Below are 12,460 nucleotides of genomic sequence, written 5' to 3'. Positions count from 1 at the left end.
GACGAGTTTTAGTTGAAATACATAGGTATTTTATATGACTGATGTGTATGATTGTTAAGATCTCCCTAACACAATCAAAAACAACCACACCAGCACCATAAATATTATTCTGATTTATTTTGAGACTGCTTTGTCGCTGCTCAATGAAGTCCTGGGCGAAGGTGGATCGATCGAACATGCGTAATTACCTGTTGAATTCCCTTTCAATCGCCGGATCAGGGTTCTGTTCCCGAAGAAACAGGGCCTGGCGATCTGGACCCGTGCGAGCCTGTGTTTGGCCGCCCCGGCTATCGTTTCATCAATGTCGCCTTCACCCACATCCGCCCTCGAAATCGTCTCCCTGTCGTCACGGTCAGATTAGCCGATCCAATCTCAGGCGGCCGCGGTCGTCGGTGAGACGCCAGGCCGCGGCGTAGGTCGTGATGACGGCTGCGATCCCGCTGCCGCCTGACAGCAGGAACATCAGTAAAATCTGGTATTTCACCGCTTCCATCGGGTCGAGACCGGCAAGGATCTGACCGGTCATGATACCCGGCAACGTGACGATGCCGGCTGCGGACATCTGGTTGATGATCGGCAGTAGCCCGCGTCGGATAGACTTACGAACGAGCGGAGCGACCGCTTCGCGATAGGTGCCGCCGAGTGAGAGGCGAGCTTCGATTCCCGGGCGCTCGCGGCGCACCGACGACAGAATGCTGTCGAGCGACAGGCTGGCCGAGTTGAGCACGCTGCCGAGAATGATGCCGGCCAGCGGGATGGCGTAGTGAGGTTCGTACCACGGCTGCGGTCGGATCGCGGTAGTCAGCGCCAAGACTACCGTGATGAAGGTGGCGAAACCGACGCCTCCGATGCCCACAACCAAGTTGAAGCCGCCGGTGAATCGGTTATCCGGGCGGGCGGAGACCTCGCGGGCAGCCACCAGAACCATAACCAGGACAAGAAACAGCGTCGCAGCGGGACTGTTTATCGTGAATATCAGTTTCAGGAGGTAGCCGATCGCGATCAACTGCACGACCATCCGTGCCGCGGCTAAGACAAGCTGCCGATGCACGCCGATGCTGAGGCAAAGCGACAGCACTGCGTCGATGACAAGCAGCGACGCGGCCGTGGCTACGTCGGCGGGAGTCAGCGGGATAGTGTTCACGCGAGCTCCAATCTTCCTGCCGACATCAGGTAATGCCGCCGGGCCAGCCGCTCCGCCTGCCGACCGTTATGTGTAACCATCAGGATCGACATGCCCGCGGTCATGCGTTCGCGCAGGAGTAGTTCGACGCGCTCTATCGATTCGTCGTCGAGCGCCGATGTCGGCTCGTCGAGCAGCAATATCAGGGGCGCCCGTAGTAGAGCGCGGGCCAGGGCCAGCCGTTGCTTTTCGCCGGTCGAGAGCCGAGCGACCGGACCGTCCAGCAGCTCGCTCTTCAAGCCAAACCGGTCAGTCATAGCCCTTACCGCGGTTCGTTCTGTGGCGGGAAAGTGCTGCGCGACGTCCTCGGCCCACCAGCCGGATTCGGCGGCGACGTAGATCACCCGCTTGCGCCAGTCCGGCGCCGACCACGTAGCGCGACTTCGTCCGTCGAGATGGACCTGTCCCTCGTTGGGATCGAGGTCGGCCACCATCCGGAGCAGCAGGCTCTTGCCCGATCCGGACGGCCCGGTAATCGACGCGCAGGCGCCGCGCTCTAGCGTGAGATCGAACGGGCCGGCCAAGGCGCTCCGGAGCCCGGCTAGTGCAAGGCCGCTGCTCATCGAGCCGAGCCGGCGGGAAGAATGCGCGCGTGGGTGCGACGACGGTGCCCGCTCACAGGAGGAGGCCTGTATAGACGGCGAACAAGATGCCCGCGCCGAGCAATCCGCGATAAACCACGAATGGCCATGATGAAAAGCGCTCAAGAATGCGCATCAATCCCCAGATGGCCGCGAACGCCGACAGCGATGCGACGACAAGGCCCACGGCGAGCACTGACCATCCGTGGGCGTCGAGATGCGCCTTGTGAAGCTCCCAGACCTCCTTAAGGCCGGCGAGCGCGATGGCGGGAATGCCCAGCAAGAAAGAGAAGCGCGCCGCTTCCTCCCGCTTGAAGCCCAGCGCCAGCGCCGCCGTCAGGGTCGAGCCGGACCGCGAGACGCCGGGAATCAGGGCACCGATCTGGGCGACGCCGATGACGAACGCGTCGTACAATAAAGCCTGCTCCACGGTCCGGCGGTGCCGGGCGAAGCGCTCGGCGATGGCGAGAAGCGCAGACATGCCGAGGCACGCCCAGCCGATGACCGTCAGGCTGCGGAGCGGCGAATTGCACTGGTTCAGGAGACCGGACAGCGCGATGCCGGCGATGCCGATCGGCACGGTGGCAAGCACCATGAACATTGCCAGCCGCAAATGCTGGTCGGTGAAATCGTGTCGCGACAGCGCGCTGACCGAGCCGAAAGCGAGGCCTCTGATGTCCGCCCAGAAGTAGCTTATGACGGCGGCGAGCGCGGCAAGCTGCATCACGGCGGAGAAGGCGGAGCCGGGATCCTGCCAGCCGAATAGGGCTGGAACCAGCCTCATATGCGCAGTGGAGGAAACAGGCAGCAGTTCGGTGATGCCCTGAAGCACGCCCAGCGTCGCGACCTTGGCGTAGCCAAGATCGACGAAGCCGATGTCGAGGGCTCCGCCGCAGATACTTGCCATGTGTTTCTTTCCGATTGCGTGAGGAGGTCCGCGCGGGCGCCATCTAGCCGACGTCGCCGCGGTCGCCGGCGACGAGTTCACGAAGATCGTTCAGGCGGTGAAGGGAATCCATCGATCGCCGCTGATCCGCGGCGGCGAGCCCGAGAACCAGAGCTTCCAAGGTTACCAGTGTTGCTCCGTGCAACGCCGCCCGGGAGGCCTTGCCGCGCTTTGCTGGGACAATGACGGTTGCTTGGCGGGCCAATTGAGCCTCGAGACTGTCCGTGATCAGGACGATGGGCAGGTGAAGACGGCGGGCTTCCGCGAACACCGCTGTGATCTCACGGTAAGCGCGGCCATACGCCATCACGAGCAGAGCATCGCGGCTATTCAAGTCCAAAAGCTGGTCGGCCAATGCAAAACCGGTCGCATCGAGAACCCGTGCCTTGCGGCCATGACGGGACAGCAGAACTGAAACGTAGTGGGCGATCGGGGCGGACGGTCCGATGCCGAACACGACAATCCTATCGGCTGGATGAAGCGTCTGAACTGCCTTGGTGAGCGCGCTGCGGGCGTGGCCACGCCGCAATGACCCGACGGCTTCGACATGCGTGGTCAATTGCCTTGTCCGTGTCGCCACCGATATCCGAGAGGGTGCGACCCATGTCAGCGGCAGGCGTCGCAGGCCGCTGCAGGGACGTCGCCAATTCCTGCTTCATTTCCGGAATGCCGGAAAAGCCGAGCGCTTGGACCGTCCGGACGACCGTCGCGTCAGACGTGCCGAGCGATGCCGCCAGGTCCGCGGCCGAGCTCGCCAGAACCGTTGCGCGGTTCTCGTTGATGAACACCGCCACGCGATACGCCGTAGGCGACAGCTTGTCGCCATGGCTCAATAGGCGCTGCTTCAAAAGGTCGAAATTTTTCGGTGGTAATTTGGTGTTTTTGATCATGATGTAGGTTGTGCTACATTGAATCGGAACATTGTAGCAAATAATTCATTCAATCTGCGATGGCAGACGGACGGACGCAACCCTTGGCGGCGACGCCTCTCCGGTCACCGCGTCCGATCCAACGTCCCGATCGCGGCGGTCCACGTCCCGATGCGGTGAACCACGAAAGCATGTTTCCGATGAAAGACTTGGAAGACGACGCCCTGAACAAGGTTCCCGCGCTTACGCTCGGGTTTTGGATCATAAAGATTATCGCGACCACGCTGGGCGAGGTCGGCGGCAATGCGCTTTCACAGACGATGGGACTTGGCTATCTCGCCTCGACGGCCATCTTCGGTGCGCTGCTTATCGTGACGGTCATCGCTCAGATCCGCTCCCGGCGGTTTCACCCCTTCCTCTATTGGACCGTCATTGCAGCGACGACACTTGCCGGTACCACGATGGCTGACCTGTTCGACCGCTCTTTCGGCATCGGGTATCTCGGTGGTTCGCTGGGGCTTTTCTTCCTCGTCATCGCGACGCTCGCGCTGTGGTACCGGTCGACAGGGTCGGTGGCCATCGACACCGTATCAACGCCGAAGGTCGAAAGTTTTTACTGGGCCACCATCATGTTCTCCCAGACGCTCGGCACCGCGCTCGGCGACTGGATGGCGGATTCGACGCCTCTGGGTTACAATGACAGCGCGTTCTTGATCGCCGTCGTGCTTGCCATCATCGCCGCGCTCTATTTCTTCACCGAGGTTTCCCGCACGTCGCTGTTCTGGGCGGCGTTCATCCTGACGCGGCCGCTTGGCGCAACACTGGCGAACTCGCTGGACAAACCGGCGGCCAGCGGCGGACTCGGCATCAGCGACGTGACGCTCACCGCTGCCTTTGCGTTGCTCATGATTATTGGACTCCTGGTGATCCCGCAGCGGGCAGGGAGCCACGCACCGGCGTCTCGGGCGTTCTGATGCCCGGGCGAGGGCGCTTTCTGCGCCCGACCGTTGACATCGGCACCGGCCGACCGCTACGAAATTCACACGGCAATGGATTCTGCCGGGCCATCGTGGCCGAACCGCTTCCGAGAGAAGCTGATGACTCCTACTCAACTTGCCCTTCGGGGCGGAGGAGTAGAGTTTTGAGTCCGACGTATCCCCATATCGCGTTCCGATTGACCGCGTCGCCGTCCGCCCTTCCAGCGGGCAGCGTGCAATGATGTCCCCCATGGGTTTCCTCGGCCTGCGTCTTGAACAGGTCCGCAGCCTCGTCAAATGGGTGGGCATCGTCGTCCCGATGGCCTGCATCGTGGGTTCACTGTGCGCCCTGTTCCTATGGGGACTGGACCGCGCGACGCAGGCGCGCTTCGCCTATCCCTGGCTGATCTATGGCATGCCGGTGGCCGGCTTCCTGATGGTGCTGGCCTATCAGCGGTTTGGCCGTTCGGCTGAGGGTGGTAACAACCTCATCGTCGAGCGGATCCACGAACCCGGCGGCGGCGTGCCGCTGCGGATGGCGCCGTTCATCCTGGTCACCACCGTGCTGACCCACCTCGTCGGCGGCTCGGCCGGCCGCGAGGGGACCGCGGTGCAACTTGGCGGGAGCATCGCCAGCGCGTTCGCCAAGACGTTCAAACTTTCTCCCACCGACGTCCGCATCCTGCTCATGGCGGGTATCGCGGCCGGCTTCGGCGCGGTGTTCGGCACCCCCATCGCGGGAGCCATCTTCGCGCTGGAAGTGCTGACCATCGGACGTATGCAGTACGAAGCCCTTCTGCCGTGCCTGATGGCGGCGATAGCGGGCGACTGGAGTTGCCACGCCTGGGGCATCGAACACACCCGTTACGCCATCAATTATCTGGCCAACGCCGGAGAGGACACCGGCTTCCACCTGAACGCCTTGTTGCTCCTGAAGGTCGGCATCGCGGGCGTCGCCTTCGGCCTGGCCGCGCGGTTTTTCAGTGAGTTCTCCCACCTGGTGAATGCCGCGTTCAAGGCGGTCTGTCCGTACGCGCCGCTGCGCCCGGTCATCGCGAGCGCGATCCTCATCGGGCTGGTCTACGCGCTCGGCACCCGTGAATATCTCGGCCTTGGCGTGTGGTCGCCCAATCCCGACGACGCGACGATTGCGGGCTTCTTCCATCCCGGCCATGTCGATCCCTGGAGCTGGCTCTGGAAGACGATCTTCACGATCATCACCCTCAGCAGCGGCTTCAAGGGCGGCGAGGTCACGCCGCTGTTCTTCATCGGCGCCGCGCTCGGCAACGCCCTGGCGGATGTGCTGGGCGCGCCTTCCGATCTGTTTGCCGGTCTCGGCTTCGTGGCGCTGTTCGCCGGCGCGACCAACACGCCGCTGGCCTGCATGATCATGGGTATCGAACTGTTCGGCTCGCTGCACGCGGTCTACATCGCCGTCGCCTGCTTCCTGGCCTACCTCTGCAGCGGCCATTCCGGCATCTACATGTCGCAGCGCCTCGGTACGCCGAAGACCGCGTCCGCCCATATTCCGCCGGACATGTCCGTCCGGCAGGTCCGTGATCTCAACGTCCAGGCCTTCGGCGACTTCGTCGGCCGGGTCCGCCTCCGCGCCGCCAACTCCTCCGTTCCCACACAGAAAGGTGAATTCATGGTCCGTCGCACACTCGTGCACAAGGAAATCGGCATGGTCACGATTTACATGAAGCCGAGCGAGAAGGTCGTGGGCGTGGGCAACCGCCTGTTCGGTAGCAAGCCGCTGTATCGCGAACTGGTGCTGCGGGCGAAGGCCGCCGGCTTCTTGAACGCGACGGCTCACCACACCCACTTCGGCTACAGTAACAGCGGAAAGCTGGAGGATGAAGGCTTCGAGCTTTTCAATCCGGACCTGACGATGTGCGTCGAGCTGATCGCGCCGCGCGATGAACTTGAAGACTTCTGCCGGATGCACGGCGATCTGCTGAAGCGCAAGGTCATCATCTACAAGCACATCGAACATTGGGACCTCGTCGGCGACGCGCTCACCGCGGACGACGCCCTGAAGCCGAAGGTGGCGGGGCGGGCATGAAGAATCTGCTCGGCTCCTGGTTCTTCGGCGCTTCGTGGATCTGCTATTTCCGCGCGCTGAAGCTGGGGGTTGCCGCCCGCGTCGCTCCGATCGACAAGCTCAGCGTGGTGTTCGTCGCCGTCTTCGCGGTGTTCTTTCTGGGCGAACGGCTCGCGCTGCCGAACTGGCTCGGCGTGATCCTGATCGACGGCGGGGCTGTGCTTGCCGCGGCCGTTCTCGCGTTCGGCCTTGGTGCCGAGGCTGATCTGATCATCCTGGTTTTCATCCTGGGCGTCGCCACGGCATTCGCTGAGACCTCAATGCGAGCGTGCAACAACAAAGGAAATCCGAAGTGAAAAGCATTGCCATGCTGTGGTTGAGACGGTTCGGACTGACGGTCGGAATCTTCGCCGCCGGCGCCGGCGGCTGGGCGGGTTATCTGCGTCTGACCGGCAATTTCCATCCGATCGAGGCGGGCGTGATCTACCGCTCCGGACAGCTCAGCGGTTCGCAGTTCGCGGATCGCATCGAAGAGAACGGAATCCGCACCATCATCAACCTGCGCGGCAATAATATCGGGCAGCCCTGGTATGACGCCGAGATGAAGGCTAGCCAAGCGGCCGGCGTGCAGCACGTGGATTTTGCTCTATCGGCTGGCCGGGAGCTTACGGACGATCAGGTGACGCAATTGACGGGGCTGCTTCGGGATTCACCGCGGCCGGTCCTGATCCATTGCGAAGCCGGCGCCGACAGAAGCGGTGTGGCCTCGGCGCTGTACAAGCTGCTGGTGGCCAAGCGGCCGGCTCAAGAGGCATCGGAGCAGCTATCATTCCGATACGGTCACTTTCCCTGGCTGACAAGCAGGACGGCGGCGATGGACCGAACGTTCGAGCGGGTCGCGTCCCGTTCGCGCCTGACGCCGGCGACGCACTGATGGCACGCATCGGAGACGCCCGGACCATCGCAGACATCGAATACGTCATTGAGCCGTCGAGCCTGGGCAGCGATGTCACTGGCCGTTCCGCGATGCCAAGGCCGTGCCGAGATGTGAATCGGCGTGGTCTTTGATCCCCGATCGGCGCCCAAGGATGACCCCACCCGGGGCGACGCAAGAGCTGCGAATTATTTCTGATTTTTGAGCTACACGGGGGCAACATTCGGAGCCGAGACACATCCAAGGCGCTTCCGTGAATGCCGCCCGTGAACACTTCACCATTCTAACCGATAAGTTCAGGAGAATTCCGATGCAGCCTTTCACATCATTGACCCGTCGAGGCGCGCTGGCCGTGCTTGCGGCGGGCATGGCGGCGCCACTGCGCGTGGTCAGGGCGGATGCCACCATGATTCTGGTTCACAAGGATCCGGACTGCGGCTGCTGCACGGGTTGGGTGAAACATCTGCGAGACGCCGGCTTCATGGTAACCGTCGAAGAGATCGCGGACCTGCGACCGATCCGGACGCGTCTCCGCGTTCCGCAGTCGCTGACGGCCTGCCATACGGCGGAGGTCTCCGGATACGCAATCGAAGGCCACGTGCCGGCGGCGGCCATCCGGCGACTGCTCGATGCGCGCCCTGCCGCGCTCGGCCTGGCGGTCCCCGGCATGCCCGCGGGGTCTCCCGGCATGGAAGGCGGTACGCCCGATGTCTACGACGTGATGCTCTTTGCCGCCGACGGGAATCGGCCGTTCTTGCGGTTCCTCGGCACGAAAATCGTGTCCTGACGTGGGGACGATTACCAGGGCCGAGTTTCGCTCCGCGGCTGGCGAACATGTGAATTGTCGTCTCTTCACATCCGACCTTGTCCGTGTGATGGTCCTAACATGAATGTTCGTCGCTTCTTCGGTCGAATGCTCGCGGTCTTCGTGATCGCTGGGCTGGCGTTTGCGCCGTTGGTTACGCCGGCGGCGGCGAAACATGTGGTCGCTGCGGAGATGGCCGACATGTCGGCTATGTCCGGAGACATGCCGTGCTGTCCGGACGGGAACAAGACCGACGGCTGCAAGGATTGCCCGCTCATCGCGATGTGCATGCTAAGCGTTGCACAAGTGCTGCCGTCCTATGCCGACGGTGTTCAGATTTTCTTCCAGGCCCGACGGCTGTCTTTCGCGCTCTTTGATGTCGCGGCCGACGGCCTCGTCGGTGTCCCTCCAGACTATCCCCCTCGAATCTTGATCTGATCGGCATCAATACGCCGCTTGCTACTGCGTCGGCCTAAAGCCGCGCGGATAGACGCATGCCGCCTTCGCGGTAAATCAGGACATCGAGGATCTCATCATGAAGAGTTACAATTCCACACGCGCCCTCTGGGCCGCGGCGATCGGCATTGCCTTGGCCGCTGGCGTTACGACTGCCCGCGCCGACGTCAAGGACTACGAATTCCAACTCGTCGACAAGACCGTCAAGACGGGCGAGGCGGTCATTGCCGTCCGCCTCGTCCACAAGCCGGACGGCAAACCGGTCCCGGACGCCGTGATCTTCGCCAAACGGCTCGATATGGCTCCCGACGGCATGGAGTCGATGAAGACCACCATAGATGCGATGCCCAGCACGGAGCCGGGGGTCTACAAGTTCAAGGCCGCCATGACGATGGAAGGCGGCTGGCAGTTGTCGCTGGGCGCCAAGGTTCAGGGTGAGACCGGGACGGTCGAGAGCAAGCTCGTCCTCAAGGCCACACCGTGACACGCGTGGTCTTCATCGCGGGTTCCGCTGCCACCGGGGCGGCCACAGCATTGCTGTGGTCATTTCCGGTCGCCACTGCGCCGCTCGGTTTCGACCGTCCCGGCTCGTCCGATGTTTCGCCGGTCTTCGAGTCCGAGCGCAGGTACCGGGCCGTCGGACTCGACCCGTTGACGCTCAAGGGCGGACTGCGGTCCGGACACGCCGAACTCAAGCGTCTGTCGGGAGGCTCGCTATGAGGCGTTCATCGATCGTATTTCTGATTTTGGCGGCCGCATCAATCGCTGGTGGTTCGGGGCTGGCCGTTGGGCGGTCGAACTATCCGTTACCCACTTGGCTGTCCGCCGTCTTGCCCGCGATGGCCGATCCGGGACATGCAAGCGCGGCCCAAACGGGGCCAATCATCTACTATCGCGACCCGGACGGCGCGCCAAAGTATTCGCTGGCGCCGGCGAAGACTTCTTCGGGCAAGCAATATCTGGTCGTCAAAAGCAGCGAGGACGTGAACTTCGAGGAGGTGCCGGAGTCCGTCGCGGCCAAAGGTGCCGAGCCCGGACGTATCAAGTTTTACCGGAATCCGATGGGGCTCCCGGATACGTCGCCGACCCCGAAGAAGGACTCGATGGGGATGGACTACCTGCCAGTTTACGAAGGCGAGCAGGACGGCGATTCTTCGGTCAAGGTCAGCGCGGGAAAGCTGCAGAAAGCCGGCGTCCGGACCGAAGCGGCCGAACTCCGTACCCTCAATACGACGGTCAGGGCCCCCGGTACCGTCCAGCAGGACGAACGGCGTGTGTCCGTCGTCTCGCTCCGGTTCGAAGGCTTCATCGACACCGTCGCAGACGTCACCACCGGTTCGCAGGTGCGCAAGGGGCAGCCCCTGATGCGTGTCTACGGGCCGAATTTGTCCAGCGCGGCCGCCGAATATCTGTCGGTACTGAACGCCCGGAGCGACGCCGGCATCGGAGGCCAGGGACTGAAAGGCGCACGCCGTCGTCTCGAGAATCTCGGTGCGCCCGACGCCTTCATCGCGGACATCGAACGCACCCGGGAGATTCCCGTCTATCTGAACTGGCCCGCTCCCCAGGACGGCGAGATCGTGGAGCGGACCGCCGTCAACGGAATGCGGGCCGCGCCGGGCGACATTCTGTTCCGGATCGTCGACCGGGGCCTGGTCTGGGTGATGGTCGACGTCGCGGAGCGGGATCTGGCGCTTCTGAAGGTCGGTCAGAAGGTCGTCGTTCGGCCCCGCGCGTATCCGGATCGCCTGTTCACCGGAAAGATCGCGATGATCTATCCGAACCTTAAACCAGAGACGCGCACCGCGCGCGTCAGGATCGAACTCCCCAATCCGGACGACGTGCTGCGGCCGGACATGTATGCGGACGTGGAGATCGCAACGGGAGCCGAAACTCCGGTTGTGACCGTTTCGAGCAGCGCCGTGATCGACAGCGGCGAGCGCCAGCTGGTTCTTCTCGACAAGGGGGACGGCCGGTTCGAACCGCGCGCCGTGAAGCTCGGACGTCGCGGAGACGGCCGGGTGGAAATCAAGGAGGGAGTCGCCGAGAGCGATAAGGTCGTCGTCTCCGCGAACTTCCTGATCGACGCCGAGAGTAATTTGAAGGCCGCCCTCAAGGGCCTCGATGCTGGAGGGAAACCCTAATGATCGCGCGCCTCATCGACTGGTCGGCCCGCAACCTGATGCTGATCCTGATCGGAACGGTCTTCGTCGTCGCCGGCGGTCTCTACGCCGTGCAGCACTCCGCGCTGGACGCCATCCCCGACCTCTCCGACACCCAGGTGATCGTATACACCGAGTACAAGGGCCAGGCGCCGCAGGTCATCGAGGACCAGGTGACCTATCCTTTGACGACGGCCATGCTGACGGTGCCGAAATCGAAGGTCGTTCGCGGCTTCTCGTTCTTCGGCGCCTCGTTCGTCTACATCATCTTCGAAGACGGCACGGACATCTACTGGGCGCGCTCGCGCGTCCTGGAATACCTCAACGCTGCCGCGCGTAAGCTCCCCGCCGGCGTCACGCCGACATTGGGCCCCGACGCCACCGGTGTCGGCTGGGTCTATCAGTATGCGTTGCAATCCAAGGACAAGTCGCTGGCGGACCTGCGGTCCATCCAGGACTGGACCATCCGCTACGGCATCTCCAAAGCCGAGGGTGTCGCCGAAGTCGCCAGCGTCGGCGGCTTCGTCAAACAGTACAACATCGTGGTCGATCCGAACCGGCTGAGGTCCCTCGACATCCCGCTCGCGAAGGTGCGGGACGCGGTCCGCGGCAGCAACATGGACGTGGGAGGGCGCACCGTCGAGCTCTCGGAATTCGAGTTCATCGTGCGGGGCAGAGGCTATGTCAAAAGCCTGTCTGATCTTTCGAACATCGTGCTCAAGGTCGACAAGGGCACCCCCGTCCTATTGAAGGACGTCGCGCGGATCGAGCTTGGTCCGGACGAGCGCCGGGGTATCACCGAACTCAACGGGGAAGGCGAGGTCGCGGGTGGAATCGCCGTGCAGCGGTTCGGGCAGAACGCGCTCGATGTCATCGACAACGTCAAGGCGCGATTGGCCGAGATGGCGTCTGCGCTGCCGAAGGGCGTCGAGATCATACCGGTCTACGACCGCTCCGACCTCATCCACAGCGCGATCGAGACGTTGAAGCGGACGCTGACCGAGGAAAGCATCGTCGTCGCTCTGGTCTGCATCGTGTTCCTGCTGCATGTGCGCAGCGCGCTCGTCGCCATCATCATGCTGCCGGTCGGGATTTTGATGGCGTTCGGCGCCATGAAGCTGCTGGGGATCGGCTCCAACATCATGAGCCTCGGCGGCATCGCGATTGCGATCGGCGCCATGGTCGACGGCGCCATCGTCATGATCGAAAACGCCCACAAGCATCTCGAACGGGCCCCACTGGACAAGCCGCGACTGGAGGTCTTGATAGAGGCCGCAAGCGAAGTCGGGCCGCCGTTGTTCTTCAGCCTGCTGATCATCACGGTATCGTTCCTGCCGATCTTCACCATGGAAGCGCAGGAAGGGCGACTGTTCAGCCCGCTCGCATTCACCAAAACCTTTGCGATGGCGGCAGCCGCGATCCTGTCGGTGACGCTGGTGCCGGCCTTGATGGTTATTTTCGTGCGCGGGCGGATCGTTCCGGAACACAAGAATCCGATCAACC

13 protein-coding genes, 1 pseudogene and 1 riboswitch are annotated in these 12,460 nt (G+C 62.9%); of the genes and pseudogenes, 9 read left to right on the top strand and 5 right to left on the bottom strand.

Annotated features, from left to right (window positions below):
- Positions 1 to 352 precede the first annotated feature (352 nt).
- The 5 genes from fetB to Q0S16_RS19725 all read right to left on the bottom strand — a co-directional run bounded on the left by fetB (position 353) and on the right by Q0S16_RS19725 (position 3,600).
- On the bottom strand, positions 353 to 1,144 hold the full coding sequence (gene fetB / locus Q0S16_RS19745; RefSeq protein ID WP_295851888.1) for an iron export ABC transporter permease subunit FetB: 792 nt from the start codon (positions 1,142 to 1,144) through the stop codon (positions 353 to 355).
- On the bottom strand, positions 1,141 to 1,707 hold the full coding sequence (locus Q0S16_RS19740; RefSeq protein ID WP_295851885.1) for an ATP-binding cassette domain-containing protein: 567 nt from the start codon (positions 1,705 to 1,707) through the stop codon (positions 1,141 to 1,143). The genes fetB and Q0S16_RS19740 overlap by 4 nt, the downstream gene beginning before the upstream one ends.
- Positions 1,708 to 1,798: 91 nt before the next feature.
- On the bottom strand, positions 1,799 to 2,671 hold the full coding sequence (locus tag Q0S16_RS19735) for an undecaprenyl-diphosphate phosphatase (RefSeq protein ID WP_295851893.1): 873 nt from the start codon (positions 2,669 to 2,671) through the stop codon (positions 1,799 to 1,801).
- A 43-nt stretch (positions 2,672 to 2,714) separates the two neighbouring features.
- On the bottom strand, positions 2,715 to 3,167 hold the full coding sequence (locus tag Q0S16_RS19730; protein WP_295851883.1) for an SIS domain-containing protein: 453 nt from the start codon (positions 3,165 to 3,167) through the stop codon (positions 2,715 to 2,717).
- A 7-nt stretch (positions 3,168 to 3,174) separates the two neighbouring features.
- On the bottom strand, positions 3,175 to 3,600 hold the full coding sequence (locus tag Q0S16_RS19725; protein WP_295851880.1) for a hypothetical protein: 426 nt from the start codon (positions 3,598 to 3,600) through the stop codon (positions 3,175 to 3,177).
- A 179-nt stretch (positions 3,601 to 3,779) separates the two neighbouring features.
- Between Q0S16_RS19725 and Q0S16_RS19720 the strand changes: the two genes are divergently transcribed.
- The 9 genes and pseudogenes from Q0S16_RS19720 to Q0S16_RS19680 all read left to right on the top strand — a co-directional run.
- The gene (locus Q0S16_RS19720; RefSeq protein ID WP_295851878.1) at positions 3,780 to 4,553 is read left to right on the top strand and encodes a hypothetical protein; all 774 of its coding nucleotides are present in this window, start codon (positions 3,780 to 3,782) and stop codon (positions 4,551 to 4,553) included.
- 62 nt (positions 4,554 to 4,615) lie between these two features.
- A riboswitch (Fluoride riboswitch) is annotated at positions 4,616 to 4,693 on the top strand.
- Between the two features lie 113 nt (positions 4,694 to 4,806).
- Positions 4,807 to 6,621, top strand: a complete 1,815-nt coding sequence (locus Q0S16_RS19715; protein ID WP_366517846.1) for a DUF190 domain-containing protein — start codon at positions 4,807 to 4,809, stop codon at positions 6,619 to 6,621.
- A gap of 26 nt (positions 6,622 to 6,647) precedes the next feature.
- Positions 6,648 to 6,824: pseudogene (locus Q0S16_RS19710) on the top strand (EamA family transporter); the annotation flags it as partial.
- Positions 6,825 to 6,952: 128 nt separating this feature from the next.
- The gene (locus tag Q0S16_RS19705; protein ID WP_295851875.1) at positions 6,953 to 7,534 is read left to right on the top strand and encodes a tyrosine-protein phosphatase; all 582 of its coding nucleotides are present in this window, start codon (positions 6,953 to 6,955) and stop codon (positions 7,532 to 7,534) included.
- Between the two features lie 310 nt (positions 7,535 to 7,844).
- A complete protein-coding gene (locus Q0S16_RS19700; RefSeq protein ID WP_295851873.1) occupies positions 7,845 to 8,321 on the top strand; it encodes a DUF411 domain-containing protein in 477 nt (158 codons plus the stop codon).
- A gap of 99 nt (positions 8,322 to 8,420) precedes the next feature.
- Positions 8,421 to 8,777, top strand: a complete 357-nt coding sequence (locus Q0S16_RS19695; protein WP_295851870.1) for a hypothetical protein — start codon at positions 8,421 to 8,423, stop codon at positions 8,775 to 8,777.
- Between the two features lie 97 nt (positions 8,778 to 8,874).
- Positions 8,875 to 9,279, top strand: a complete 405-nt coding sequence (locus Q0S16_RS19690) for a FixH family protein (RefSeq protein WP_295851868.1) — start codon at positions 8,875 to 8,877, stop codon at positions 9,277 to 9,279.
- 232 nt (positions 9,280 to 9,511) lie between these two features.
- Positions 9,512 to 10,939: an efflux RND transporter periplasmic adaptor subunit gene (locus Q0S16_RS19685; RefSeq protein WP_295851865.1), complete on the top strand. Its 1,428-nt coding sequence runs from the start codon at positions 9,512 to 9,514 to the stop codon at positions 10,937 to 10,939.
- Positions 10,939 to 12,460, top strand: a 1,522-nt coding sequence (locus Q0S16_RS19680) for an efflux RND transporter permease subunit (protein ID WP_295851863.1), incomplete at its 3' end; no start/stop codon positions are given. The genes Q0S16_RS19685 and Q0S16_RS19680, both read left to right, overlap by 1 nt.

The sequence above is a fragment of the Tardiphaga sp. genome (genome assembly GCF_025356345.1).
Classification (GTDB): Bacteria; Pseudomonadota; Alphaproteobacteria; order Rhizobiales; family Xanthobacteraceae; genus Tardiphaga.
The sequence above is the reverse complement of the archived record's forward strand: the minus strand, read 5'-3'. Positions and strand labels throughout refer to the sequence as shown.

Coding starts and splice junctions, on each gene's coding strand:
- Q0S16_RS19685 (WP_295851865.1), top strand. CDS start 9,512: ATGAGGCGTTCATCGATCGTATTTCTGATTTTGGCGGCCGCATCAATC.
- Q0S16_RS19695 (WP_295851870.1), top strand. CDS start 8,421: ATGAATGTTCGTCGCTTCTTCGGTCGAATGCTCGCGGTCTTCGTGATC.
- Q0S16_RS19735 (WP_295851893.1), bottom strand. CDS start 2,671: ATGGCAAGTATCTGCGGCGGAGCCCTCGACATCGGCTTCGTCGATCTT.
- Q0S16_RS19715 (WP_366517846.1), top strand. CDS start 4,807: ATGGGTTTCCTCGGCCTGCGTCTTGAACAGGTCCGCAGCCTCGTCAAA.
- Q0S16_RS19720 (WP_295851878.1), top strand. CDS start 3,780: ATGAAAGACTTGGAAGACGACGCCCTGAACAAGGTTCCCGCGCTTACG.
- Q0S16_RS19725 (WP_295851880.1), bottom strand. CDS start 3,600: ATGATCAAAAACACCAAATTACCACCGAAAAATTTCGACCTTTTGAAG.
- Q0S16_RS19690 (WP_295851868.1), top strand. CDS start 8,875: ATGAAGAGTTACAATTCCACACGCGCCCTCTGGGCCGCGGCGATCGGC.
- Q0S16_RS19700 (WP_295851873.1), top strand. CDS start 7,845: ATGCAGCCTTTCACATCATTGACCCGTCGAGGCGCGCTGGCCGTGCTT.